Annotated in this window: 21 protein-coding genes and 1 pseudogene; 16 read left to right on the top strand and 6 right to left on the bottom strand. The window is 71.6% G+C overall.

What is annotated here, in order from left to right; all coding sequences use genetic code 11:
* Positions 1-170 precede the first annotated feature (170 nt).
* Positions 171-1,013, bottom strand: coding sequence for a L,D-transpeptidase family protein (locus tag ACFWBF_RS18525; RefSeq protein ID WP_385602550.1), 843 nt, complete (start codon positions 1,011-1,013; stop codon positions 171-173).
* Positions 1,014-1,238: 225 nt separating this feature from the next.
* On the opposite strand from ACFWBF_RS18525, the gene ACFWBF_RS18520 reads away from it, so the two are divergent.
* Both ACFWBF_RS18520 and leuE read left to right on the top strand, forming a co-directional pair.
* The gene (locus tag ACFWBF_RS18520; RefSeq protein ID WP_385602547.1) at positions 1,239-2,816 is read left to right on the top strand and encodes a methylmalonyl-CoA mutase; all 1,578 of its coding nucleotides are present in this window, start codon (positions 1,239-1,241) and stop codon (positions 2,814-2,816) included.
* Between the two features lie 63 nt (positions 2,817-2,879).
* A complete protein-coding gene (gene leuE, locus ACFWBF_RS18515) occupies positions 2,880-3,533 on the top strand; it encodes a leucine efflux protein LeuE (protein WP_385602544.1) in 654 nt (217 codons plus the stop codon).
* 34 nt (positions 3,534-3,567) lie between these two features.
* On the opposite strand, the gene ACFWBF_RS18510 is transcribed toward leuE, so the two are convergent.
* Together ACFWBF_RS18510 and ACFWBF_RS18505 are read right to left on the bottom strand one after the other, a co-directional pair.
* Entirely contained in the window at positions 3,568-4,932 is a 1,365-nt protein-coding gene (locus ACFWBF_RS18510; protein WP_385602541.1) for a polysialyltransferase family glycosyltransferase, read from the bottom strand.
* Complete coding sequence (locus ACFWBF_RS18505) at positions 4,929-5,918, bottom strand: glycosyltransferase family 2 protein (protein WP_385602651.1); 990 nt, start codon at positions 5,916-5,918, stop codon at positions 4,929-4,931. The genes ACFWBF_RS18510 and ACFWBF_RS18505 overlap by 4 nt, the downstream gene beginning before the upstream one ends.
* Positions 5,919-6,094: 176 nt before the next feature.
* Between ACFWBF_RS18505 and ACFWBF_RS18500 the strand changes: the two genes are divergently transcribed.
* From ACFWBF_RS18500 to ACFWBF_RS18440, 13 genes and pseudogenes are all read left to right on the top strand, one after another.
* Complete coding sequence (locus ACFWBF_RS18500) at positions 6,095-7,579, top strand: DUF6716 putative glycosyltransferase (protein ID WP_385602538.1); 1,485 nt, start codon at positions 6,095-6,097, stop codon at positions 7,577-7,579.
* Positions 7,576-7,953: pseudogene (locus tag ACFWBF_RS18495) on the top strand (cytidylyltransferase domain-containing protein); the annotation flags it as partial. The gene ACFWBF_RS18500 and the pseudogene ACFWBF_RS18495, both read left to right, overlap by 4 nt.
* A gap of 420 nt (positions 7,954-8,373) precedes the next feature.
* On the top strand, positions 8,374-9,276 hold the full coding sequence (locus ACFWBF_RS18490; protein ID WP_385602649.1) for an N-acetylneuraminate synthase family protein: 903 nt from the start codon (positions 8,374-8,376) through the stop codon (positions 9,274-9,276).
* A gap of 43 nt (positions 9,277-9,319) precedes the next feature.
* Positions 9,320-10,489: a hypothetical protein gene (locus ACFWBF_RS18485; RefSeq protein ID WP_385602536.1), complete on the top strand. Its 1,170-nt coding sequence runs from the start codon at positions 9,320-9,322 to the stop codon at positions 10,487-10,489.
* 137 nt (positions 10,490-10,626) lie between these two features.
* The gene (locus ACFWBF_RS18480; RefSeq protein WP_385602646.1) at positions 10,627-11,895 is read left to right on the top strand and encodes an amidohydrolase; all 1,269 of its coding nucleotides are present in this window, start codon (positions 10,627-10,629) and stop codon (positions 11,893-11,895) included.
* A gap of 218 nt (positions 11,896-12,113) precedes the next feature.
* Complete coding sequence (locus ACFWBF_RS18475; protein ID WP_385602533.1) at positions 12,114-13,163, top strand: BMP family protein; 1,050 nt, start codon at positions 12,114-12,116, stop codon at positions 13,161-13,163.
* Between the two features lie 255 nt (positions 13,164-13,418).
* A complete protein-coding gene (locus ACFWBF_RS18470; protein ID WP_385602643.1) occupies positions 13,419-15,086 on the top strand; it encodes an ABC transporter ATP-binding protein in 1,668 nt (555 codons plus the stop codon).
* Complete coding sequence (locus ACFWBF_RS18465; RefSeq protein ID WP_385602530.1) at positions 15,083-16,198, top strand: ABC transporter permease; 1,116 nt, start codon at positions 15,083-15,085, stop codon at positions 16,196-16,198. Before ACFWBF_RS18470 ends, ACFWBF_RS18465 begins: the two co-directional genes overlap by 4 nt.
* Positions 16,195-17,460, top strand: a complete 1,266-nt coding sequence (locus ACFWBF_RS18460) for an ABC transporter permease (RefSeq protein ID WP_385602528.1) — start codon at positions 16,195-16,197, stop codon at positions 17,458-17,460. Before ACFWBF_RS18465 ends, ACFWBF_RS18460 begins: the two co-directional genes overlap by 4 nt.
* Positions 17,457-17,855, top strand: coding sequence for a cytidine deaminase (locus ACFWBF_RS18455; RefSeq protein WP_385602525.1), 399 nt, complete (start codon positions 17,457-17,459; stop codon positions 17,853-17,855). Before ACFWBF_RS18460 ends, ACFWBF_RS18455 begins: the two co-directional genes overlap by 4 nt.
* Positions 17,856-17,955: 100 nt before the next feature.
* Positions 17,956-19,233 carry a thymidine phosphorylase gene (locus tag ACFWBF_RS18450; protein WP_385602523.1) on the top strand — a complete coding sequence of 426 codons (1,278 nt, stop codon included), beginning with the start codon at positions 17,956-17,958 and terminating at the stop codon, positions 19,231-19,233.
* 95 nt (positions 19,234-19,328) lie between these two features.
* Complete coding sequence (locus tag ACFWBF_RS18445; protein WP_385602520.1) at positions 19,329-19,919, top strand: Uma2 family endonuclease; 591 nt, start codon at positions 19,329-19,331, stop codon at positions 19,917-19,919.
* Positions 19,920-19,970: 51 nt separating this feature from the next.
* Positions 19,971-20,306 (top strand): STAS domain-containing protein, encoded by a 336-nt coding sequence (locus ACFWBF_RS18440; RefSeq protein WP_385602517.1) that lies wholly within the window; start codon positions 19,971-19,973, stop codon positions 20,304-20,306.
* On the opposite strand, the gene ACFWBF_RS18435 is transcribed toward ACFWBF_RS18440, so the two are convergent.
* Both ACFWBF_RS18435 and ACFWBF_RS18430 read right to left on the bottom strand, forming a co-directional pair.
* Positions 20,193-21,200 carry a sigma-70 family RNA polymerase sigma factor gene (locus ACFWBF_RS18435; protein ID WP_385602514.1) on the bottom strand — a complete coding sequence of 336 codons (1,008 nt, stop codon included), beginning with the start codon at positions 21,198-21,200 and terminating at the stop codon, positions 20,193-20,195. The two genes, ACFWBF_RS18440 and ACFWBF_RS18435, sit on opposite strands and share 114 nt — an antisense overlap.
* Positions 21,201-21,236: 36 nt before the next feature.
* The gene (locus ACFWBF_RS18430) at positions 21,237-22,532 is read right to left on the bottom strand and encodes an MFS transporter (RefSeq protein ID WP_385602512.1); all 1,296 of its coding nucleotides are present in this window, start codon (positions 22,530-22,532) and stop codon (positions 21,237-21,239) included.
* 62 nt (positions 22,533-22,594) lie between these two features.
* On the opposite strand from ACFWBF_RS18430, the gene ACFWBF_RS18425 reads away from it, so the two are divergent.
* Positions 22,595-23,557 (top strand): LysR family transcriptional regulator, encoded by a 963-nt coding sequence (locus ACFWBF_RS18425; RefSeq protein WP_385602640.1) that lies wholly within the window; start codon positions 22,595-22,597, stop codon positions 23,555-23,557.
* Here ACFWBF_RS18425 and ACFWBF_RS18420 read toward each other — a convergent pair.
* Positions 23,508-24,635, bottom strand: coding sequence for a LuxR C-terminal-related transcriptional regulator (locus ACFWBF_RS18420; protein WP_385602509.1), 1,128 nt, complete (start codon positions 24,633-24,635; stop codon positions 23,508-23,510). The genes ACFWBF_RS18425 and ACFWBF_RS18420 overlap by 50 nt on opposite strands.
* Between the last annotated feature and the right edge of the window lie 145 nt (positions 24,636-24,780).

Genomic DNA, 24,780 nt, shown 5'->3' with positions numbered 1-24,780 from the left:
TAACACTTTTCGAACCGGCGGCGCAGTACGTATCGAGCCGACTGGTCATCGGCCGCGCATGAGCCGGGGTTCCCCCCGTACCCCTGGGCTCTGCGCAACCGGCGCGGGCGGGGCACGTTCCCCCGGCCCTGCCCGCGCCCCTTACTTCTCCGACCGCCTCCGGGAGCGGCTCACCAGTAGACGACGACCTTGTCGCCGACCTGGACCGCGTCGAACAGCGCCGACAGCTTGGCCTTGTCCCGGACGTTCACACAGCCGTGCGAGGCCCCGGCGTAGCCGCGGGCGGCGAAGTCCGCCGAGTAGTGGACCGCCTGGCCGCCGCTGAAGAACATCGCGTACGGCATGGGCGTGTGGTAGATCGTCGACGTCCATTCCTTGGCCTTCCAGCCCACGTTGAAGACGCCTTCGCGGGTCGGGGTGTTCTCCGAACCGAAGCGGACGTCCATCGTGGAGATGACCTTGCCGTCGATCATCCAGGCGAGGGTGCGGCTCTCCTTGCTGATGCACATGACCCGGCCCTCCATGCAGCGCGGGTCCGGGGCGTCGGCCTCGTTGACGGCCGGCGGGCGCAGCTCGTCGGCGGTGGGCTTCTTGGTGAGGCTCTGGATCTTCTTCCAGGTGGGCTCGTCCACGCCACCGGTGGCGGTGAGCTTGTTCTTGCCCTGGAAGGACTTGACCGCGGTGGTCGTCTTCGAACCGTAGAAGCCGGTCGGCGCCACCGTCATCAGCTTGAGCTGGCGCAGGCGGGCCTGGAGCTCGCGCACCTGCTCGCTGTCGTCGCCGTTGGCCATGATCTGCTTCACGGTCGGCGAGGGCGAAGGCGAGGGGGACGTCGAGGCGGAGGCCGAGGCGGACGGCGACGGCGAGGCGTCGCCGGGCTTGGCGTCCGAGGAGGCCGAGGCGGAAGGGGTGGGGTCCGCCGCGGGCGCGGAGGGGGACGCGGAAGCGGAGCCCTTGGCCTCCGACTTCTGCGGCCCACAGGCGGTCGCGGCGAGCGCGACGGCGGTGGCCACCCCGAGCGTGCGGATTATGACTCTCTGGCGGTGCAGGCGGAGCATTGCATTCCCCCGAATTCTGACGTCGTGTATCTAGGTGATGCCTGGCGGGCGTGGAGAGTTGCACACGATCACGGGATGTTGCGCCATTGTGACCAGCGTCCGCCACGCGGACGGTCACTGCCGTCGCGGGCAAGGTTGTATCAGGCCCGGGGGCGATTGCTCTACGGAGGACTACGTCACATGGCAAGCACCGAGAGCGGAATCCCGGTCGAACCGGTCTACGGGCCGGGGGATCTGACGGGATGGGACCCGGAGACCAAACTGGGTTCCCCAGGGGCATACCCGTACACACGGGGCGTCTACCCCACCATGTACACAGGACGGCCGTGGACGATGCGGCAGTACGCCGGCTTCGGGACGGCCGCCGAGTCCAACGCGCGGTACCGGCAGCTCATCGCGGGCGGCGGCACCGGGCTGTCCGTCGCCTTCGACCTGCCCACCCAGATGGGACACGACTCCGACGCCCCGCTCGCGCACGGCGAGGTCGGCAAGGTGGGCGTCGCCATCGACTCGCTCGACGACATGCGGGTGCTGTTCGACGGGATCCCGCTGGACCGGGTCTCCACCTCGATGACCATCAACGCGCCCGCCGCGCTGCTCTTGCTGCTGTACCAACTGGTCGCCGAGGAGCAGGGGGTCACGGCCGACCTGCTGACGGGGACGATCCAGAACGATGTTCTGAAGGAGTACATCGCGCGCGGCACGTACATCTTCCCGCCCGGGCCGTCGCTGCGGCTGACCGCCGACACCTTCCGGTACTGCCGGGCCGAGATCCCCAAGTGGAACACCATCTCCATCTCCGGCTACCACATGGCCGAGGCCGGGGCCTCGCCCGCGCAGGAGATCGCCTTCACCCTGGCCGACGGGATCGCTTACGTGCGCACCGCGCTGGACGCCGGGATGCCGGTCGACACCTTCGCGCCCCGGCTGTCCTTCTTCTTCGTCGCCCGCACCACCCTGCTGGAGGAGGTCGCGAAGTTCCGGGCGGCCCGGCGGATCTGGGCGCGGGTGATGCGCGAGGAGTTCGGGGCCCGGGACCCGAAGTCGCTGATGCTGCGCTTCCACACCCAGACGGCCGGGGTGCAGCTGACGGCGCAGCAGCCGGAGCTCAATCTCGTACGGGTCGCCGTGCAGGGGCTGGCCGCGGTGCTCGGCGGCACCCAGTCGCTGCACACCAACTCCTTCGACGAGGCCATCGCCCTGCCCACGGAGAAATCGGCCCGTCTCGCGCTGCGGACGCAGCAGGTGCTCGCGTACGAGACGGACGTACCGCACACCGTGGACCCCTTCGCGGGGTCGTACGCGGTGGAGCGGATGACGGACGACGTGGAGGAGGCGGCGCTCGCGCTGATGCGCCGGGTGGAGGATCTGGGCGGGGCGGTGGCGGCGATCGAGGCCGGGTTCCAGAAGGGGGAGATCGAGCGGAACGCGTACCGCATCGCACGCGAGACCGAGAGCGGGGAGCGGGTGGTGGTGGGAGTCAACCGGTACGCGCTGGAGCGCGAGGAACCGTACGAGCCGCTGCGCGTGGACCCGGAGATCGAGGCGCGCCAGCGGGCGGCGCTGGCCGCGCTGCGGGCAGAGCGGGACGGCGGGGCGGTGGCCGCGGCGCTCGCGGGGGTCCGGGAGGCGGCGGCCGGCTCGGCGAACGTGCTGTATCCGATGAAGGAGGCGCTGAAGGCGCGGGCCACGGTGGGGGAGGTCTGCGGGGCACTGCGGGAGGTGTGGGGGACGTACGTCCCGGCGGACGCGTTCTGAGCGGAGCCCGCCGCCGGGCGGCCTCGGAGAACCGGGATAGACACCCGTGCGAGACTCGGAAACATGCTGGGAGTCACCGATCTGCCGACCTACATGGCCGGACTCGTACTGATCATTCTGTTGCCGGGGCCGAACTCGCTCTACGTGCTGTCCGTCGCCGCGCGCGGCGGTGTGCGCAAGGGGTACACGGCGGCCGCCGGCGTGTTCACCGGGGACACCGTCCTGATGGTGCTCACCGCCGCCGGCGCGGGCGCGCTGCTGAAGACCAGCCCGCTGCTGTTCTCCGTGGTGAAGTTCCTCGGTGCCGGGTACCTGGCGTGGCTCGCCGTCGGGATGATGCGGGCCGCCTGGACCATGTGGCGCGAGCGCAAGGAGCGCCGGGCGGAGCTGCTCCAGGAGCAGGGCGAGCCCGAGGTGAAGGTCGAGCGGACCTACCGGCGGGCGCTGGTGGTGAGCCTGTTCAACCCGAAGGCCATCTTGTTCCTGCTGTCCTTCTTCGTGCAGTTCGTGGATCCCGGCTACGCCTACCCCGCGCTGTCGTTCCTGCTGCTGGGCGCCGTGTCCCAGCTGGTGAGCGCCCTCTACCTGACCACGCTGATCTTCACCGGGGCCCGGCTCTCGGCGGCCTTCCGGCGCCGCAAGCGGCTCGCTGCCGGTGCGAGCTCCGCGGCGGGGGTGCTGTTCCTCGGCTTCGCCGCCAAGCTCGCCATGGGCTGACCCCCGCGTACCGGCCGGCCCGCCGGTCAGCCGGTCAGCCGATCACCTTGCGCAGCCGGCGCGCCAGGCGGCGGACCGCCGGGTGGCGCGGCAGGAAGGACAGCCGCGCCGGGATGCCGCCCGGCAGGCCCAGGGCGGTCAGCCGGCGGCGCTTGAAGTAGCGCCAGGTGTGCGGGGCCAGGTGCCGGGCCAGGTACTCCTCGGCCTCCGCGCGCCGGGCCGCGAGGATCTGCGGCTGCATCGTGAACCCGACGGCCGTGAGCAGGCCGGTCAGCTCCTGCGCGATCCGTTCGGGGCCCGGCGGGGTCCAGGAGCGTACGGCCGCCGCGTCCGCCAGGTCCGGCAGGGCCGCGTCGGCCACGGTCAGCGGGATGCGGTTGCTGTTCTGGTACGGGGTGAGGCGGGCCAGTACGGCTTCGGTGCCGGTCCGGGCGACCGGGAGTCCGTACAGCGTGGCCGCGGTGAGCAGTCCGGTGGAGAAGCAGCCGACCACCAAGGCCGGGCGCAGCCGCTCGTAGAGGGTTTCGGCGAGCACCGGGGCGCCGATCACGGTGAGCCGGGCGCCGAGCCGCCCGGCCTCCTCCTCGGCACGGCGGGAGTAGGCGGCGGGGGCGCCGGGGTGCGGTTTGAAGACGAGCTCCCGGTGGCCCAGGGCGTGCGCGCCGCGGACCATCGCGACGTGCAGCTCCTCCTCCTCGGCGGCGGACATCAGGTCCAGCGCGGAGAGGTACTGGCCCAGCAGCAGGGCCGGGGCCGGAGGCTCGCCGGCCGGCGCGTCGGGGGTGGTTGTCGTGTCCAACTCCGTTGCCTCAAGGGTCAGTTCGGCCAGCACCTTCAGGAAGGCCGGCGCCGGGACCAGCTCCGCGGGTACGTCGAACTCCGTGAGCAGCAGCGGCTCCAGCCCCGGTACGAGGTCCAGGTGCAGCACCCGCCGTACCCGCATGCCGAGTTGGGGGTCGAGGCGGAAGCGGGTGGGGCCGTAGCTCATCAGTCCGTCGGCATAGACGTCCACGGTCGCGCCGGGGAAGAGCCGGCACAGGCTCTGGGCGGGCGGGACCTGGAGGGACTCCACGATCAGCTCGACGCGGTCCTCGCCGATGGCCCACAGGGCGCGCAACTGCCGTTCCCACAGGGGGACGTCTTCGGGCCGGGGGGCCCAGGTGCTCGGGTGCTGCGGGGCGATGACGGCGTTCCAGTCGAGCACCTCGTCGAAGCGGGTCCGCAGGGTGGTGAAGCCCGGCATGTCCGCGAGGCCGGGGGCGATCTCGGCGGTGACGGAGTGGTTGCTGGTCAGCAGGATCCGGCGGCCGGCGGGCGGGAAGGCGCCCGCGTCGATCGCGGCGGCGAGGGTGGCCGTGCCGTACAGGGTGGAGGCCAGGAAGATCTGGGTGACACTCACGCAGCGGCTCCCGCGGTGACCGTGGAGCGGCGGCGCAGGCGGCGCAGACGGCGCAGTCGGTCGGCCCGTTCGAGATCCATCGCATTCAGGGCCTGGTCGAGCACATCCTGCGGCATGCGCCCGAGCGCGGCCGTGCTCATGGAGCGGAGTTTCCTGGCCACGGCCGGTTCGAACCTTTCGATGGATCCGAGGTGGTGCGCGATAATTGCGCAATACGTTCGGACGGCTTTCGGAAGCAGGAGATCGGCTTCCCGGTCCGCGGCCGTATCCGACAGAACTTGATCGAATGCGCGAATGAAATCGAGCTGCCGCTCGTCCCCGATCTGCGTCAGAGAGGTGGAAATCCCGCGCCGGTAGAAGATTCCCGGCAGGCCGACCGCCGCGAAGCTCTCCGCCTCCCGGTGCAGCCGCCAGATCCACGGCCGGTCCTCCGCCGTCCGCAGTCCGTCGGTGAAGTGCAGCAGCCCGCGGTCCAGCAGCCGCCGGTGGTACATGCCGGCCCACGCGTACGGATAGTCCACCGAGGTCGGACGCGAGGCGGGCAGGATCCCGCGGCGCGGGGCGGCGACGAGCGCCTGCGGCCCGTAGGGGACCCGCTTGACCTGCCGCGCGCGGCCGGTGCACTGGACATGGTCGGTACGGACGAAATCGCAGCTCAGAGCCTCGATCGCGGCCAGCGTCCGGGTCAGGTGGCCCGGCGCCAGCCAGTCGTCCCCGTCGAGGAAGGCGACGTACTCGCCGCGGGCTGCGTCCAGGCCCGTGTTCCGGGCGCAGGCCAGGCCGCCGTTCCGGTCGCGTCTGAGGTGCACCGCGCCCGGGAGGTCGCGCGCGGCGCGCTCCAGGAGTTCGGGCGTCCCGTCCGTCGAGCAGTCGTCGACGAGCAGGAACTCGAAGTCGTCCCGGGCGTTGAGTTCGAGACTCTTCAGGGCATCCGGTGCGTATGTCTGCACGTTGTAGAACGGCACGACAACAGAGAGCTTGAGCACCCGGGAGACATTAGGCCGCCGCTCGGCATTCATCATGGCCCGGACGAGGATTCCGTGTGAACGACGCGCGGCGGGCGCGTTAACCCGTGCGCTTTCGCATTTCGTCGACGGGTTGTTAACCCGCTGTTGTGCGGTCGTTGGGCCGCTCACCGAAATTGCACAATAGCTTCTGCCGGGTGCCAGACAGCAATCGCGCCGTTCCACGTGGCGCTCTTCGCGTCGCCGTACTCGCCGATTCCGACACGCGGTGGAAATGGGGTGCGCTCACCGCGCGCCGCCTCGCCTCCGGCCCCGGAGCCGGGCTCGAGACCGGACTCGAGACCGGACTCGAGACCGGGCTCGAAATCGAGGTCGAACCCCACCTGAGCGGATACCTGCTGCGCGGCCGGGCCACGCCCACCGCGCGCCAGCTCGGCGAAGTGGGGGTGCGGGCCGACCGGCTCACCGAGGTGACCTGCGCGCAGTTCCTCGCGGAGCTGCGGCGCGAGCGCTACGACGTCGTCGTGCTCGCCCTCGTCGGCGGGGCGGTGCAGGCCGTGCTGCACGGGGCGCGTGCGCTGTGGCCCGAGCCGGCCCACCGCCCCGTCCTGGTCACCGGGTACGTGGGCGTCGTGTACGAGAAGCTCGCCGACGGGCTGCTGCTGCGCCACGGGGCCGACCTCGTCCTCGCCAACTCCCGCCACGACGCCGGGCGTTTCCGCGCCGTGTACGAGGGGGTGGGCGCCGACGCCTCGGCCGTCACCGAGACCGCGCTGCCGTTCCTGGAGGGCGCCCCGTACGAACCCGCCGGGAGCGGGGCGCACACCGTGGTCTTCGCGGTGCAGCCGTCGGTGCCGCAGAGCCGCGCGGACCGCACGTACCTCCTGGGGCGGGCCGCGGAGCACGCCCGGCTGCACCCGGAGCGCGAGGTGCTGGTCAAACTGCGCAGCCGCCCGGGGGAGCACACCACGCACCTGGAGGAGTTCCCCTACCAGCGCCTCGCCGAGCGGGTCCCGGGCGGGCTCCCGGCCAACTGCCGTCTCGTGTACGGGAACATGGGCGAGGTGCTGGACGGCGCCGACCTGCTGGTCACCGTCTCCTCCACGGCCGCCCTGGAGTCCCTCCACCGGGGCGTCCCGACGGCGGTCCTCACCGACCTGGGCATCCGCGAGGTCCTGGGCAACCACCACTTCCTGGGCTCGGGCTGCCTGGCCTCCTGGGACCAGCTCGACGCCGGCCTGCTCCCGCGGGGCGACCCCGCATGGCTGGCCGCGCAGGGCGTCACCGGCCCGGCCGCGGCGGGACGCGCTCCGGTGGCCGCCGCTGTCGACGCCGAGGCCTGCGCCCCCGACGACGCCTACGCCCCCGACGACGCCTACGCCCCCGACGACGCCTACGCCGCCGCCCGTGCGCGGCTCGTGCGGCTGCTGGGGCAGGGCCCGCTCCCGGCCGTCGCCCCTTACTACACCCCGGTCACCGCGCCCGGATACCTGCCCGGGATCCTCGCGCGCCACCACCTCGCCCCCGACGGCACCCCGCTGCCGGGCGCGGTCCGGGTGGAGGGCGGGGAGTCCCGGCTGCGCCGCCGGGTGCGCGCCCACGTGCGCGAGGCCGCCCGCGGGGCGTACCGCCAGGGCGTCCAGCGCGTGGCCCCGCTGATCCGCCGGCTGGGGGAGCTGTGAGCGCCCGCCCCCAGCCCCGCGTGCTCGCCGTGATCCCGGCGCGGGGCGGGTCCAAGGGGGTCGTGGGCAAGAACCTCGCCGAGGTGGGCGGGCTGCCCCTGGTGGCCCGCGCCGTGCGGGCCTGCCTGGGCGCGCCGACCGTCACCGACGTCCTGGTGTCCACCGACTCCGAGGCCATCGCCGCCGCCGCGCGGGCCGCCGGGGCCGGCATCGTGCGCCGGCCCGCCGGGATCTCCGGGGACACCGCGAGCAGCGAGGCCGCCCTGCTGCACGCGCTCGACACCTTCGAGGAACTGCACTCCCGCACCGTCGCCGTGGTCCTCCTGGTCCAGTGCACCAGCCCCTTCGTCACCGCCGGGGACGTCGAGGCGGTCGCCGCCGCCGTCGTGTCCGGCGGGGCCGACTCGGCGCTCACCGCGGCTCCCTTCCACGGATTCCTGTGGCGGGCCGCCGCCGACGGGGCCGGGAGCGGGGTCAACCACGACACGGCGTACCGGCCCCGCCGCCAGGACCGGCCCGAGGACCTGCTGGAGACCGGCGCCGCCTATGCGATGGACGCCGCCGGCTTCCGCTCCGCCCGGCACCGCTTCTTCGGGCGGACGGTGCCCGTACGCACCGACCCGGCGCGGGTCCTGGAGATCGACGACCCGCACGAGCTGGCCCGGGCCCGCCTCCTCGCCCCCCTGCTCGACGCCCCTCACACCCCTCCCGCCCCTCCCGCCCCTCTCACCACTGTCACCCCGCGCGTCCCCCACACCCCTCCCGCACTCCCCGTACCGAAGGACACCCCTGCCATGACCGCCACCTCCCGCCTGCGCACCCTCGGCTCCCGCACCGCCGGCCCCGGTCACCCCGTCTACGTCGTCGGCGAGATCGGCATCAACCACAACGGCGACCTCGGCAACGCCTTCGCCCTGATCGACGCCGCGGCCGACGCCGGCTGCGACGCGGTGAAGTTCCAAAAGCGCACCCCGGAGATCTGCACCCCGCGCGACCAGTGGGACATCGAGCGCGACACCCCCTGGGGCCGGATGACGTACATCGACTACCGCCACCGCGTGGAGTTCGGCGAGGCCGAGTACCGGGCCATCGACGAGCACTGCGCCAAGCGCGGCATCGACTGGTTCGCCTCCCCGTGGGACACCGAGGCCGTCGCCTTCCTGGAGAAGTTCGACGTCCCCGCCCACAAGGTGGCCTCCGCGTCGCTGACCGACGACGAGCTGCTGCGCGCCCTGCGCGCCACCGGCCGCACCGTCGTCCTCTCCACCGGCATGTCCACCCCGAAGCAGATCCGCCACGCGGTGGAGGTGCTCGGCAGCGACAACATCCTGCTCTGCCACGCCACTTCGACCTACCCCGCCAAGGCCGAGGAGCTGAACCTGCGGGTCATCAACACCCTGCAGGAGGAGTACCCGAACGTCCCGATCGGCTACTCCGGCCACGAGACCGGCCTGCAGACCACCCTGGCCGCCGTCGCGCTCGGCGCCGCCTTCGTCGAGCGGCACATCACCCTCGACCGCGCGATGTGGGGCTCCGACCAGGCCGCCTCCGTGGAACCCGGCGGCCTGGTCCGCCTGGTCCGCGACATCCGCACCATCGAGACCGCGCTCGGCGACGGCGTCAAGCGGGTCTACGCGTCCGAGCTCGGCCCCATGAAGAAGCTCCGCCGCGTCCAGGGCGAGCTCCTCGCCGTCTGACGCGCCCTGCCGGCCCTTTCGCCCAGCGATCGAGGAGTACGCGGTGACCCCCTCAGCCTCCACCCTGGCTTTCGTCGAGAGTCCGGTCCAGCTCCTCAACGTGCTGGAGTGGGCGTACGCGCGCGGCGCCGACCCCGCGGAGCGCGGCCCGCTGCTCGGCGGCGTACCGCGGCAGCCGGACCGGACCGCCCCGCGCCCGCCCGCCGCCGCGGACGGCCCGGCCGACGCGGCGGGCACGGCGCACCCGGTGCGGATCGTCGTCCTGCCGCCCACCGACCCCATGTCGCGCGGACAGCTGCGCCGGATGGCCGGGATCGCCCGGGGCGAGGGCCACACCGTGCACTGGCAGGAGGCCCGGGGCGGTTCCGGGGCCCCGCTCAAGGCGCTCGCCGCGCTCGGCGGCGAGGTGCGGCGGGCCCGGCGGATCGTGATCGGCGACCCCTTCTCCCGCTTCACCCAGCTCCTGCTGGTCCCGGCCCGCGCCGCCGAGCTGGTCGTGGTCGACGACGGCACCGCCACCATGGAGTTCATGGCGCAGCTCGGCCGCGGGGAGCGGCTGCGCCGCTGGCACCGCTCCGGCGGCGGGATGCTGTCCCGGGTGCGCGAATTGGCGTACGCCCCGGTGTCGGGGCGGGCGCGGCGCCGGCTGACCCCGGACGGGCGGCGGCGGGTGGAGGTGTTCACCTCGATGCCGGTCGCCCCGCTGCCCGGGATGGAGCTGCGGGTCAACGACTTCGCGTGGACCCGCGCCCGCTTCGGCCCGCCCCGGCTCACCAAGGGGACCGACCTGGTCGGCACCTCGCTGGTGGAGACCGGAGTCGTGGACCCGGACCGCTATCTGGCCGCGGTGCGCGCCCTGACCCTGGAGCACGGCGCCACCCGCTACTTCGCGCACCGCAGGGAGTCCCCGGAGAAGCTGCGCACGCTGAGCGAGGCGACCGGGCTGGAGATCGTACGCCCGGACCTGCCGCTGGAGCTGATCGCACGGCGGGGCCCGGTCGGACGTACGGTCGTCAGCTTTCCGTCCACGGTCGTCCACACCCTGCCGTACGCCCTCTCGGGCACCGGGGTGACCGTGGCCGTATGCGAAATCGACCCCGGCTGGCTCACCGGCACGGCCACCGCGCGGGCCCGCAGCTTCCTCGCCGGGGTCACCGACACCGCCCGTGATGTGCGCAGACTCCCGGCTCAGGCGGCTCCAGCGGCCGGATGAGCGCGCGAGTTTACCCCCGGCCGCAACCGGTCATGCGTCCAGAGGCCGGGTTTCTTTCCCCTAACGGCATGAACTTTTAGTGATCCCCGACCAGTTGACCGGTGCGTGCGCCTACCCTTCAACGGGTGAACCAGTTGATGTCCCGCGAGTCCCAGACCGCCCTGCCCGGCAAGCCCGACCGGCCCGAGCTGCCCGGCAAGCTTCCGGACCACCTGCGCGCCGAACTGATCGCCTTCCGCCGGGACTTGCACATGCATCCCGAGCTCGGAAACCACGAGTTCCGCACCACGGCGGCGATCAAGGCCCGGCTGGAAAAAGCCGGCCTTCGCCCACGCGTGCTGAAATCCGGCACGGGTCTGATCTGTGACGTGGGGGCATGGGACGGCGGCCGGCCGATGCTGGCCCTGCGCGCGGACATCGACGCCCTGCCCATCCCGGATGCCAAGACGCACGTCTCGTACCGCTCCGTCTTCCCGGACCGCGCCCACGCCTGCGGCCACGACGTGCACACCGCCGTCGTGCTCGGCGCCGGCCTGGTGCTCGCCGAGCTCGACCGCGAGGGTCTGCTGCCCCGGCCGGTGCGGCTGCTGTTCCAGCCCGCCGAGGAGGTGCTCCCCGGTGGCGCCGCCGAGGCCATCGAGTCCGGGGTGCTGGACGGCGTGGGCCGGATCGTCGCGGTCCACTGCGACCCCCGGGTCGACGCGGGGCGGATCGGGCTGCGCCCCGGCCCCATCACCTCGGCCTGCGACCGGCTGGAGGTCGCCCTCGCCGGACCCGGCGGGCACACCGCCCGGCCGCACCTGACCACCGACCTGGTGACCGCGGCCGCCCGGCTCGCCGTGGACCTGCCGGCCGTGCTGTCGCGCCGGATGGACGCCCGCTCGGGGATGTCGGTCACCTGGGGCCGCATCGAGGCCGGGCACGCCTGCAACGTCATCCCGATGCACGCGGAGCTGTCCGGAACCATCCGGTGCCTGGACCTGAACGCCTGGCACGAGGCCCCGGACCAGATCCACGCGGCGATCGACGAGATCGCCTCGCTGCACCGGGCGAAGTCCGAAATCACCTACGTGCGCGGTGTGCCGCCGGTCGTCAACGACCCGGTGGTCACCGAACTGCTGCGCGAGGCGATGGGGGCGCGGCTCGGCGCCGAGTCGGTCGAGGACACCGAGCAGAGCCTGGGCGGGGAGGACTTCTCCTGGTACCTGGAGCACGTGCCCGGGGCCATGGCCCGCCTCGGTGTCCGTACGCCCGGTGACACCGCCAAGGGGGACCTGCACCGGGGCGACTTCGACGTGGACGAGTCCGCGATCGGGGTCGGCGTGGAGTTCTTCACGGCCGCCGCGCTGCTGGACGGAAGCGGTGAGGGACGCCTCGACGCGCGGCGTGCGCGGGTCGGCCGGTAAAAGTCGGTACAACATCCGAGCGTCCGGCGACGGACGTGTCCAGCCCTTGGTACACAAGGGCTGGGCACGTGAGGAGTTACCGGTCGGTCACTGTCTGGTTCGCGACGATCCGATAACGACTCATGAACGGGCCTTTAACTGACATCTACGCGCGTTACGATCGCCGCGAAACCAGCGCCGGTCGTGGCGCTTCGGTCAGGTTTTGAAGGAGCCTCCCCTTGCGCCGGATCACCAGGATCGCCACCGTGGGCATCGCGTCCGCGGCGCTGGCCCTCTCGGCCACCGCCTGTGGCGGTAAGAAGTCCTCGGACGCCGCCTCCGACAACAAGGAGGCGTCCGTCGCCCTCGCGTACGACGTCGGCGGCCGCGGAGACCAGTCGTTCAACGACGCCGCCTACGAGGGTCTCCAGCTCGCCGAGAAGGAGCTGAAGGTCAAGGGCGCCGAGGCGGAGCCCACCGACGGTGAGGGCGAGGCCGACAAGGTCCAGCGCCTCACCGAGCTGGCCCGCAAGGGCAACAACCCGGTCATCGGCGTCGGCTTCGCCTACGCCCCGGCCATCAAGAAGGTCGCGCCGAAGTTCCCGAACACCACGTTCGGCATCATCGACGACACCTCGGTGGTCGACAAGAACGTCGCGAACCTGGTCTTCAACGAGGAGCAGGGCTCCTACCTGGCCGGCGTCGCCGCCGCCAAGGTCTCGAAGACCGGCACGGTCGGCTTCATCGGCGGTGTCGAGGTTCCGCTGATCAAGAAGTTCGAGGCGGGCTTCGTCCAGGGCGTCAAGGACACCAACCCGAACGCCAAGGTGCTCACCCAGTACCTGACGCAGCCCCCGAACTTCGACGGCTTCTCCAAGCCCGACCTCGGCAAGGCCACCGCGCAGGGCCAGCTCGACGGTGGCGCCGACGTGGTCTACGCGGCCGCCGGTCTGGCCGGCACCGGTGCCATCGAGGCCACCGCGGCCAAGGGCAAGTGGGCCATCGGCGTCGACTCCGACCAGTACAACCAGGCCGGTCTGTCGAAGTACAAGGACCACATCCTGACCTCGGTCACCAAGCAGGTCTCGCAGTCCGTCTTCAACCTGATCAAGTCGGTCCAGGACGGCAAGCCGCAGACCGGTGAGATCCGCTACGGCCTGGACAAGGACGGCGTCGGCCTGGCCGACTCCAACCCCGAGTACAAGAAGATGACCGACGTCATCGCCGCGGTGGAGAAGGCCAAGGCCGACATCATCGCCAAGAAGATCACCGTCAAGACCGCGCCGTAAGGTTTCGTCCGACGACTGGTTCGTGGTCTCCGGGGTCCGGGTAGCGGTCTCAATCGCTCCCGGGCCCCGAGCCGCGTTCCACAGGGTCAAAGTCCGTCTTGTGTGGCCAGTTGGCCGCAAGTTTTCACTTTAGACAGTGCTACGCGCGTAGAGGCGTCGTGGACGCGATACCGTCCTGCTCCCGCCCACCCGCCCGGCCGATCCGTCCTGTCCCTTGCCCCGCCTCCGGCTCCTCCGCGCCAAGGAGAGTGCGTCATCAACGCGTCCAGCCCGCCCCCCGCCGTAGAACTGCACGGCATCACCAAGCGCTTCCCCGGCGTCGTCGCCAACAAGGACATCGCGATCACCGTCCGCAAGGGCACGGTCCATGCCTTGATCGGCGAGAACGGCGCCGGCAAGTCGACCCTGATGAAGATCCTCTACGGCATGCAGAAGCCGGACGAGGGCACCATCGCCATCGACGGGGAGCAGGTCGCCTTCCACAGCCCCGGCGACGCCATCGCCCGCGGCATCGGCATGGTGCACCAGCACTTCATGCTGGCCGACAACCTCACCGTCCTGGAGAACGTGGTCCTCGGCGGCGAGAAGCTGTACGGCATCGGCGCGAAGGCCCGTAAGAAGATCAAGGAGATCTCGGACGCGTACGGCCTCGGCGTGCGTCCCGACGCGCTGGTCGAGGACCTCGGTGTCGCCGACCGGCAGCGCGTGGAGATCCTCAAGGTCCTCTACCGCGGCGCCAAGATCCTCATCCTCGACGAGCCGACCGCGGTGCTCGTGCCGCAGGAGGTCGACGCGCTCTTCGACAACCTGCGCGAGCTCAAGGCCGAGGGCCTGACCGTCATCTTCATCTCGCACAAGCTCGGCGAGGTGCTGAAGGTCGCCGACGACATCACCGTCATCCGGCGCGGCACCACGGTCGGCACCGCCGACCCGAAGACCGCCACCACCAAGCAGCTCGCCGAGCTGATGGTCGGCGCGGAACTGCCCTCGCCGGAGACCCGCGAGTCGACCGTGACGGACGTCCCGATGCTGAAGGTGGAGGGCCTGACCCTCGCTGCGAGCGACTCCGTCGGCGCGGAGCCGGAGATCCTGGTGCGCCAGGCCCCGGAGGACTCCACCCTCCGCGAGCACGTCGAAGCCGGCCGCCTCCTGCTGGACGACGTCACCTTCACCATCCACAAGGGCGAGATCCTCGGCATCGCCGGTGTCGAGGGCAACGGCCAGACCGAGCTGATCGAAGCCCTCATGGGCATGAACTCCGCCGACGCGGGCGTGATCACGCTGGACGGCCGGGACATCACCAAGGCCCCGGTGCGCGAGCGCCGCACGGGCGGCATCGGGTACATCCCGGAGGACCGCCACCGGCACGGCCTGCTGCTGGAGTCCTCCCTGTGGGAGAACCGCATCCTGGGCCACGTCACCGAGGCTCCCAACTCCAAGCGCGGCATCCTCGACACGAAGGCCGCCCGCAAGGACACCGAGCGGATCGTGCGCGAGTACGACGTCCGCACGCCCGGCATCGAGGTCACCGCGGCCTCGCTCTCCGGCGGCAACCAGCAGAAGCTGATCGTCGGCCGGGAGATGAGCCACAACCCGAAGTTCCTCATCGCCGCCCACCCCACCCGTGGTGTGGACGTCGGTGCGCAGGCGCAGATCTGGGACGCGATCCGCGAGGCCCGTCGCGAGGGCCTGGCCGTGCTCCTGATCTCCGCGGACCTGGACGAGCTGATCGGCCTGTCCGACACCCTGCGCGTCATCTACCGCGGCCGCCTGGTCGCGGACGCCGACCCCGCGACCGTCACCCCCGAGGAACTCGGCACCGCCATGACGGGCGCCGCCTCGGGGCACCTGGAAGCACCCGACAACCACTCCGCCGCCGGTGCCGACGCTGGTACCGACCCCACGGAGGACGAGGCCCGATGAAGAAATTCGACAAGGACCGGCTGATCCTCGGCATCGCCGGGCCCGTGCTCGCGCTGGTCAGCGCCTTCCTGCTGACCATGATCGTGCTGGGGGCGACGGGCATCGACCCGATCGAGCCCCTGCGCCTGATGGTGGAGAACGCCGGCTACGAGGACGTCCAGGTCCTCATCGTCAACCAGGCCGGTACGTACTACCTGGCGGCCCTGGCCGTGGCCATCGGCTTCCGGATGAACCTCTTCAACATCGGCGTCGACGGCCAGTACCGCTTCGCGGCGATGGTGTCCGCGGTCGTCGGTGCGTCCGTGACGCTGCCCGGCCCGCTGCACATCCTGCTGATCATCGTCGTCGCGATGCTGGTCGGCGCCGCCTGGGCCGGCATCGCCGGCGTCCTGAAGGCCAAGCGCGGCGTCAGCGAGGTCGTCTCCACGATCATGCTGAACGCCATCGCGACCAGCATGATCGCCTGGCTGATCCTGCCGAAGAACCTCGGCGTCCAGCCGGCCGGCTCCAACGACCTGACCACCGGCGAGATCCCGGAGTCCGGCTGGTTCCCGGCCATGTCGCTGGGCGACGGCCTGGAGATCTACGGCTTCACCTTCGTGGCGTTCGCCCTCGGCATCGTCTACTGGTTCGTCCTCAACCGGACCCGCTTCGGCTTCGACCTGCGCGCCACCGGCGCCAGCGAGTCCGCCGCGCAGGCCTCCGGCGTGGACGCCAAGAAGATGATCGTCACCGCGATGCTCATCTCCGGAGCCGTCGCCGGCCTCGCCGGCATGCCGCAGCTCCTGGGCGAGACCCACACGTACAACCTGGCCTTCCCGGTCGGTGTCGGCTTCACCGGCATCACCATCGCGCTGCTCGGACGCAACAGCCCGGTCGGCATGCTCTTCGCCGCGTTCCTGATGGCCTTCATCGACAAGGCCTCGGCCTCGCTCGACCAGGCCGGGTACGCGAAGGAGATCGGCACGATCATGAAGGGCCTGATCGTGATCGCGGTCGTCGTCTCGTACGAACTCGTCGGCCGCTACGGCGTCCGACGCCAGCAGCAGAAGGTCGGCGAGGAACTGGCCGCAGGCCACGCCATCAAGACCGATAAGGAGGTCGCGGCGTGAGCACCAGCACCGTTTCCGCCACGAGCGCCGCACCCAAGAAGTCCAGCGGCCGCAAGAAGCTGACCCTGCCCTGGATCATGATCATCCTCGCGGCCGGCCTCGCGCTGGTCTCGGTGGTCCGGCTGATCTCCGGCGCCAACGACCTGACCTCGATCGGCCAGGTCTCCGGCGCCCTCTCCCTCGCCGTCCCGATCGGCCTCGCCGGCCTCGGCGGCCTGTGGGCCGAGCGCGCGGGCGTCGTCAACATCGGCCTCGAAGGCATGATGATCCTCGGCACCTGGTTCGGTGCCTGGGCCGGCTACCAGTGGGGTCCGTGGACCGGCGTCATCGCCGGCGTCATCGGCGGCGCCATCGGCGGCCTGCTGCACGCGATCATCACGGTCACCTTCAACGTCAACCACATCGTCTCCGGTGTGGCCGTCAACATCCTGGCGCTGGGCTTCACCCAGTACCTGTCGAACTTCACGTTCGCCGACGCCCCGGGCGGCTCCTCCAAGCAGTCCCCGCGCGTCGAGGAGATCTACAAGATCACCGTGCCAGGGCTGTCCGACTGGATGGCGACCCTGCAGGGCAAACACTGGTTCTTCGTCTCCGACCTCGCCGGCCTCGTCGGCGGCCTGGTCACCGGCCTGTCCCTGCTGACCGTCGTCGCGCTGCTGCTCATCCCCGGCACCTGGTGGGTGCTGTGGCGCACCACCTTCGGCCTGCGGCTGCGCTCCTGCGGCGAGAATCCGATCGCCGCGGAGTCCCTCGGCGTCAACGTCTACAAGTACAAGTACATCGCCGTGATCGTCTCCGGCGGCCTCGCCGGCCTCGGCGGTGCGTTCCTGTCGCTCGTCGCCAGCCCGATCTACCAGGAGGGCCAGACCGGCGGCCGCGGTTACATCGGTCTCGCCGCGATGATCTTCGGTAACTGGATGCCGGGCGGCATGGCGCTGGGCGCCGGCCTGTTCGGCTTCGTCGACAGCCTCAAGCTGCGCGGCGGCGCGGAGAACGTCCACGCGATGCTGCTGCTGATCGCGATCGTCCTGGTCCTGGTCGCGGCCTGGCAGCTCTACAAGAAGAAGTACGTCCAGGCGGGCATCGCGGCGGTCTTCGCCGGGCTGCTCTTCCTCTGGTACGCCCTCACCGACTCGGTGCCGAGCCAGTTCGTGGACGCGGCCCCGTACGTGACGACGCTGCTGGTGCTCGCGCTCTCCTCGCAGCGGCTGCGGATGCCGAAGGCGGACGGCATGCCGTACCGCAAGGGCCAGGGCAAGTGACGACGGCGCTCAGCCCCGATTGGGAGGCCCTGCGGGAGGCCGCCCGGGACGCCATGTCCCGGGCGTACGCCCCCTACTCGGGCTTCCCGGTCGGTGTCGCCGCGCTCGTCGACGACGGCCGCGTGGTTGTCGGCTGCAACGTGGAGAACGCGAGCTACGGGCTCGGCCTGTGCGCCGAGTGCGGCCTGGTCTCCTCCCTCCAGGCCACGGGCGGCGGCCGCCTGACGCACTTCACCTGCGTCGACGGCAAGGGCGACGTACTCGTCCCCTGCGGGCGCTGCCGACAGCTCCTGTACGAATTCGGCGGCCCCGAGCTGCTGGTGGAGACCCCCGACGGGATCCTCACGCTGGCGCAGATGCTGCCCCAGGCCTTCGGGCCCGACCACTTGAGATAGCCGTACCGACGGCCCTTCGCCCTGCCGGGCGGAGGGCCGTCCCCCTTCCCTCCCTCCCGTACCACCCCCCTCTCTCTATGCGCGTAGAAGGAAGCACCACATGGACGTCATCTCCGTCATCCGTACCAAGCGCGATCGCGGCGAGCTGAGCCCCGAGCAGATCGACTGGGTCATCGACGCGTACACCCGCGGTGTCGTCGCCGACGAGCAGATGTCGGCGCTGGCCATGGCCATCCTGCTGAACGGCATGAACCGCGCGGAGATCGCCCGCTGGACCGCCGCGATGATCGCGAGCGGCGAGCGCATGAACTTCGACTCCCTCTCGCGCCCCACCGCCGACAAGCACTCCACCGGCGGCGTCGGCGACAAGATCACGCTGCCGCTCGCCCCGCTGGTCGCGGCCTGCGGCGCCGCCGTACCGCAGCTGTCCGGCCGCGGGCTCGGCCACACCGGCGGCACCCTGGACAAGCTGGAGTCCATCCCCGGCTGGCGTGCGCTGCTCTCCAACGAGGAGATGCTGCACGTCCTGGACACCACGGGCGCTGTCATCTGCGCGGCGGGCGACGGCCTGGCCCCGGCGGACAAGAAGCTGTACGCGCTGCGCGATGTGACGGGCACCGTCGAGGCCATCCCGCTGATCGCCTCCTCGATCATGTCCAAGAAGATCGCCGAGGGCACGGGCTCGCTGGTCCTGGACGTGAAGGTCGGCACCGGCGCCTTCATGAAGACCATCGAGGACGCCCGTGAGCTGGCCTCCACGATGGTCGGCCTGGGCACGGACCACGGGGTCAAGACGGTCGCGCTGCTGACCGACATGTCCACCCCGCTGGGCCTCACCGCGGGCAACGCGCTGGAGATCCGCGAGTCCGTCGAGGTCCTGGCCGGTGGCGGCCCCTCCGACGTCGTCGAGCTGACCCTGGCCCTGGCCCGGGAGATGCTGGACGCCGCGGGCATCAAGGACGCCGACCCGGAGAAGGCCCTGGCCGACGGCTCCGCGATGGACGTGTGGCGCCGGATGATCGCCGCCCAGGGCGGCGACCCGGACGCGGCGCTGCCCGTGGCCCGCGAGCAGCACGTGGTCACCGCCTCGGCGTCGGGCGTCCTGACCCGCCTGGACGCGTACGCGGTGGGCGTCGGCGCCTGGCGGCTCGGCGCGGGCCGCGCCCGCAAGGAGGACCCCGTCCAGGCGGGCGCGGGCATCGAGCTCCACGCGAAGCCGGGCGACACGGTGACCGCGGGCCAGCCGCTGATGACCCTGCACACGGACACCCCGGAGAAGTTCGACTACGCCCTGGCCTCCCTGGAGGGCGCGTACGACGTCGCCCCGGCGGGCACGGCCTTCTCCGCCACCCCGATCGTGCTGGACCGCATCGCCTGACCTGCGCTCACCCGTCTGACTGAACGGGACCGGTGGACCTCCGCCGGTCCCGTTCGGCATGCTGGGACCGGTGCCAACAGCTTGAGGAGCACACCATGAGCGCACTCACGGTCCAGCACGAGCCGGTCAACGGCGATAGCTGGGAGGGCCTTGTCCACCTCTGGGAGGAGACGGACTGGCCGGAGGGCTGCAAGGTGGAGATCATCGAGGGGATCATCACCGTGGCACCGACGCCCGCCAACGCACACAACAGCATCACAGAGACGGTCCAGCGCAAGCTGTACTCGGTCATTCCGGAAGAGTGGGGCATCTATCAGGTGCAGAGCGTCGCCATTCCGTCCCGTAAGGGAATGTTCATCCCGGATCTGCTGGTCATGGCCAGCGACCTGCTTTCGGAGTCCGAGCACTACGTGCCCGCCGCTGCGGCAGAACTCGTAGTGGAAGTGACCTCCCCGTCGAACGCCTCGCATGACCGCATCGCGAAGGCCAGGGGGTACGCCCACGCCGGCGTACCGCTGTACCTCCTCATCGACTCATTCGCGCCCGGCGGGCCCACCGTGACGCTGTACGGCGAGCCGACGGACGGTGTGTACCGGGTGATCCAAGCCGGCAAGTTCGGCGACGCCTTCCACCTCCCGGCGCCCTTCGGTCTCCAGATCGACACCTCCACGTTCCCCACCCCCTGACGGGACCGCCCGGCGCCGATGAGTTCCCGGCCGTGAGGAAGTCATCCCCTCGTGGAGATCACTCGACTCGTGCTGCCCGGGCCCAGTCCCGCCGAACAGGACGTAGCGCTGTTGTGCGCGCGGCTCGCCCGGCTCTATGAGGCCGGGGCCGGGGCCGTGGTGTGCGACGCCGGCGCCGTTACCGCGCCCGGGCTGGCCGCCGTCGAGGTGCTCGCGCGGTTGCGGCTGGTCGCGCGGGGGCGGGCGTTGCGGGTGGTCGGGGTCGCGCCCGCGCTACGCGCCCTGCTGCACCTCGTCGGGCTCGTCGAGTTGCTCGGGGAGGTCGAAGAGGGGGAACCAGCGGGCGGTGTCGAGGAAGGCGTTGAGCCCGACGATCTTGCCGTCTGAGATCTCCAAAACCTGGAGTGCCCACGGGACGTGGCCCGGCTTCCCGTCTTCCCGCGGGCGGTACTGGCCGAAGGCCGGCAGGCCGTTCGCCGTCGTCGGGATCAGGCGGGAGCCCTTGCAGCCGATGCCCTGGTTGAGGTGCCAGGCCGCGATGTCCTCGTGGCCCCGCAGCCAGAGGTCGAACGGCGGCATCGACAGCACCGCGTCCTCGTGCAGCAGCGTGGTCAGGCGCGAGATGTCGTACGCCTCGAAGGCCGAGAGGTACTGCTCCAGCAGCCTGGCCTGCTGCGCGTCCAGCGGGTCCGCCGGGTCGCTCTCGCGCAGCCCCCGGCCGGCCAGGGTGGCCCGGGCACGCTGGAGGGCGCTGTTCACGGAGGCCACGGTGGTCTCCAGCAGCGCGGCGACCTCGTCGGCCTTCCAGGCCAGCACCTCGCGCAGGATCAGCACGGCCCGCTGCTTGGCCGGCAGGTGCTGGAGCGCCGCCACGAAGGCGAGCCGTACGGACTCCTTCGCGAGGGCCATCTCCGCCGGGTCGGCGGTCTGCGGCAGCACCCGGCCGTCGGGGACCGGCTCCAGCCAGGTCACCTCGGGCCGCTCGCTCAGCACGGCCGAGGCCTGGTGCTGCGGGGCGGTCAGGTCCATCGGGCGGGCCCGCTTGTTCCCCGCGTTCAGCAGGTCCAGGCAGACGTTCGTGGCGATCCGGTACAGCCACGAGCGCAGCGAGGAGCGGCCCTCGAACTTCTCGTACGCGCGCCAGGCACGGATGTACGTGTCCTGCACCGCGTCCTCGGCGTCGAAGGAGGAGCCGAGCATCCGGTAGCAGTAGCCGGTCAGTTCGACGCGGTGGCGGTCCATCGCCGCGTCGAGGTCATTGGCCGTCGCCAGATCCGTCATGTCCGTCGCCCCCTGCTAGAACCGATGCTTCGGAAACTACCGGACGGCTCTGACAGTCGCAGCCGGGAGGGCGAACCGTGCGGCTCGCGCCGCGTGGGACCCGTACAGGGTGATCGAGACGACGCCGAGCACCGCGAGCAGGGCGATGCCGGTCGTGGCCGCCCAGCCCGCCCAGTGGTAGGCGAGGGCGCCCAGGGTGCCGCCGGCGCTGGAGCCCAGGTAGTACGCCGACTGGTAGAGCGCGGAGGCCTGCGCGCGGCCCGTCTGCGCCGTGCGGCTCACCGCCGCCGAGGCCACGGCGTGCCCCGCGAAGAACCCCGCCGTGATCAGGACCAGGCCCAGCAGGATCACCGCCAGCGACTGCGAGAGCGAGCACAGCAGGCCCAGCGCGGTGGTGGTGACCGCCAGGTAGAGCGCGCCGCGGCGGCCCAGGCGGCCCACCAGCCGGCCGGCGGCCGCGGAGGAGACCGTACCCACCAGGTAGATCAGGAAGATCGAGCCGATCACCCCCTGCCCGAGGGAGAACGGCTCCTCCACCAGGCGGTAGCCGATGACGGTGTACACGGCGCCGAACACGGTCATGAACAGCGCGCCGATCCCGTACAGGCGCAGCAGCAGCGGGTCGCGCAGGTGGCCGGAGACGGTACGCCGCACCGCGCGCGGGTTCAGCGAGGCCGGGCGGAAGAATCGGGCCCGGGGGAGCAGGACGCGGAAGGCCACCGCGCACACCAGGGACAGCGCGCCGACCGTGAACAGGGCCGCCCGCCAGCCCCAGGCCTGCGCCGCCCAGCCGGTGACGAGGCGGCCGCTCATGCCGCCGATGGAATTGCCGGCGACGAACAGGCCGATCGCGGCGACCAGGGCCTTCGGCTTGACCTCCTCGGCCAGGTACGCCATCGCGGAGGCGGGGATGCCGGCGATCGCCGCGCCCTGGACGGCGCGCAGGGCGACCAGCCACTCCAGGTTCGGCGCGAGGGGCACGAGGAGGGCGACCCCGACCGCCACCGCCATCGAGCAGGTCATCATCCGGGTCCGGCCGAACCGCTCGGACAGGGCGCTGAGCGGCAGGACGAACAGCGCGAGCGCCCCGGTGGCCGCGGACACCGTCCAGCTGGCCTGACCCGCCGTCACCCCGAAGTCCTCGGAGATCGCGGGCAGCAGTGCCTGGGTGGAGTAGAGGAGGGCGAAGGTGGCCAGTCCGGCGGCGAAGAGCGCGAGGCTCAGGCGGCGGTAGCCGGGGCGGCCGGGGGAGTGGGCTTCGAGCGCCGGTGCAGGAGACGACGAGGTGGAGGCACCCGCGATGACGGGCGCCCCGGTATGAGCGGGAGGCATGGGAAAACGGTAGGCCGCCGTTTTTCATGCGTCCAATGCACAGAATCGAGATAATCGATCCACTGATGCATCACCCCAGCTCAGAGGGTCGTATGTCGATGAACCGTTACGAAGAAGACATGGCAGTGACACGGGTGCTGGCCCCCCGCCTCGCGTACTTCGTCGCCGTGGCCCGGCACGAGCACGTCACCCGCGCCGCGCACGAGCTGGGCGTACCGCAGTCCACCCTGTCCCGGGCCATGGTCCGGCTCGAACAGGACCTCGGCGTCACGCTGTTCGCCCGCAAGGGCCGTACGGTCGCCCTGACCACGGCGGGCCGGACCTTCCTGGCCTCGGCGCAGGACTCGCTCGCCGAGATCGCCCGCGCCGCCGAATCCGTACAGCAGGACGCGGACCCGGCTTTCGGGAAAGTGGCCTTCGGCTTCCTGCACACCCTGGGGCCCGAGACCGTGCCCGGGCTGATCCGGGCCTTCCGCGCCGACCATCCGGGCGTGCGCTTCTCCCTCGTCCAGAACTACGGCGAGGCCATGTTGGAGCGGCTGCGCGCCGGCGAGCTCGACCTGTGCCTGACCTCGCCGGTGCCCGACGCCCCCGACCTGGTGGCCCGCCGGCTCGACGAGCAGCGGCTGCGGCTCGTGGTCCCGGACGACCACCGGCTCGCGGGGCGCAAGCGGATCCGCCTCGCCGAGGCCGCGGAGGAGACCTTCGTGACCCTGGAGCCCGGCTACGGCCTGCGCCGGATCACCGACGACCTGTGCGCCGAGGCCGGGTTCTCGCCCCGGGTGGCGTTCGAGGGCGAGGAGGCGGAGACCCTGCGCGGCCTCGTCGCCGCGGGCCTGGGGGTGGCCCTGCTGCCGCCGCCCGCGGTGCCCCGGCCGGGCGTGGTCGAGCTGACCGTGACGGCTCCGCGCGCGGCCCGGGAGATCGGCGTGGCCTGGCTCGACGGGCATCCGGACACGCCGCCCGTGGCGGAGTTCAAGCGGTTCCTGCTGTCCCGTCGGGGGAAGCTGCTCCCGGAGCTCTGAGCGGGTCCGGGTCCGGGTGCGGGTCCGGGTCCGGCGTGGAGGCAGGGGCAGCGGCCGCGGCGGATGCCGCCGCCGACAGCAGGAAGCCCGCCTGGAAACGGGACTTGGCCCCCACGGCGCGCATGACTTCCGCGATGTGGCGCTGACAGGTGCGCTCCGACATGCCCAGCCGGCGGGCGATGACCTTGTCCTCCAGCCCCTCCGCCAGGAGCCGGACGATGGTCTGGCGCAGTTCGTCGGAGATGGACCGGGCCTGGTCCGGGCCGACCGTCGTGGCGAAGGGCTCCGCCTCGACCCAGGAGCGTTCGAAGGCGTGCACCATGAAGTTGACGACGTTCGGCTCGCGCACCACCAGTGCGGCGGCCACGTCGTCGCGGACGGCCATGATCCCGGTGTGCTGGTCGATGAGGATCATCCGCATCAGACCGTCGCCGAGGGTACGGACCTGCCCTCCTTTGGCCGCGATCCGTTCCACGTACGCGGCCGTCGGGCGCGAGTAGCGGGCGGTGTGCTGGTAGATCGTGCGCATCCGCACTCCCCGGCCCAGGAGCGACTCGTCCCGGCCGATGGCCTGTTCCAGGACCCGGGTGGGGCGGCCGCCGCCGGGGTGGGAGGTCAGCACCTCCTGCTCGGCCGAGGCGGTCAGCTGCCCGATCAGCTCGTGGATGGCGGCGGGGTCGGTGATCAGCTCCAGCACGTCCGCCCGCTCCAGTTCGCGCCGTACGGTGGCCGCCTCGTACGCCGGGACCAGGGTTTCCAGCAGGCCGCGCAGGCGGTCCATCTCGTCGTGGGTCTCGCGTGCGCGCAGCGCCAGCGGGGCCAGTGAACGGACGGCGGCGGCGCGGGGGGACACGGCGCTCCACCGCTCGGCGCCCCCACCGTCTGCGGCGCCGTCCGGGAGCCGTTGGAGCAGGTGGGCCGAGGTGAGCTCGGTGACCGCGGGATCGGCCGGGGACCCGAGGGCGGCGGTCGCCTCGGCCGCCGTGAAGGAGTGCCGCTCGACCGCGTAGGCGTAGAGCTCCAGGGCGGCAGGGCTCAGCCGGTGGCCCCGTGGAGAGGAGGAAGCATCCGCTGGCATGTGCATATTCGTCCCGGCCTGTGGCTGTTCGTAAACCCCTCGTGTTCCCGCAAGGCACCAAGACGATGCCCTCCGGCCCGCTGGAGCATATGCCGAACAGGCACAGTGGTACCACGGCGTATTCGGGGGAGGGCGCGGGCCACGA

It is taken from the genome of Streptomyces sp. NPDC060028 (assembly GCF_042736725.1).
GTDB lineage: Bacteria > Actinomycetota > Actinomycetes > Streptomycetales > Streptomycetaceae > Streptomyces.
The sequence above is the reverse complement of the archived record's forward strand: the minus strand, read 5'-3'. Positions and strand labels throughout refer to the sequence as shown.

Coding starts and splice junctions, on each gene's coding strand:
- ACFWBF_RS18435 (WP_385602514.1), bottom strand. CDS start 21,200: ATGACGGATCTGGCGACGGCCAATGACCTCGACGCGGCGATGGACCGC.
- ACFWBF_RS18430 (WP_385602512.1), bottom strand. CDS start 22,532: ATGCCTCCCGCTCATACCGGGGCGCCCGTCATCGCGGGTGCCTCCACC.
- leuE (WP_385602544.1), top strand. CDS start 2,880: ATGCTGGGAGTCACCGATCTGCCGACCTACATGGCCGGACTCGTACTG.
- ACFWBF_RS18490 (WP_385602649.1), top strand. CDS start 8,374: ATGACCGCCACCTCCCGCCTGCGCACCCTCGGCTCCCGCACCGCCGGC.
- ACFWBF_RS18480 (WP_385602646.1), top strand. CDS start 10,627: ATGTCCCGCGAGTCCCAGACCGCCCTGCCCGGCAAGCCCGACCGGCCC.
- ACFWBF_RS18445 (WP_385602520.1), top strand. CDS start 19,329: ATGAGCGCACTCACGGTCCAGCACGAGCCGGTCAACGGCGATAGCTGG.
- ACFWBF_RS18465 (WP_385602530.1), top strand. CDS start 15,083: ATGAAGAAATTCGACAAGGACCGGCTGATCCTCGGCATCGCCGGGCCC.
- ACFWBF_RS18420 (WP_385602509.1), bottom strand. CDS start 24,635: ATGCCAGCGGATGCTTCCTCCTCTCCACGGGGCCACCGGCTGAGCCCT.
- ACFWBF_RS18520 (WP_385602547.1), top strand. CDS start 1,239: ATGGCAAGCACCGAGAGCGGAATCCCGGTCGAACCGGTCTACGGGCCG.
- ACFWBF_RS18450 (WP_385602523.1), top strand. CDS start 17,956: ATGGACGTCATCTCCGTCATCCGTACCAAGCGCGATCGCGGCGAGCTG.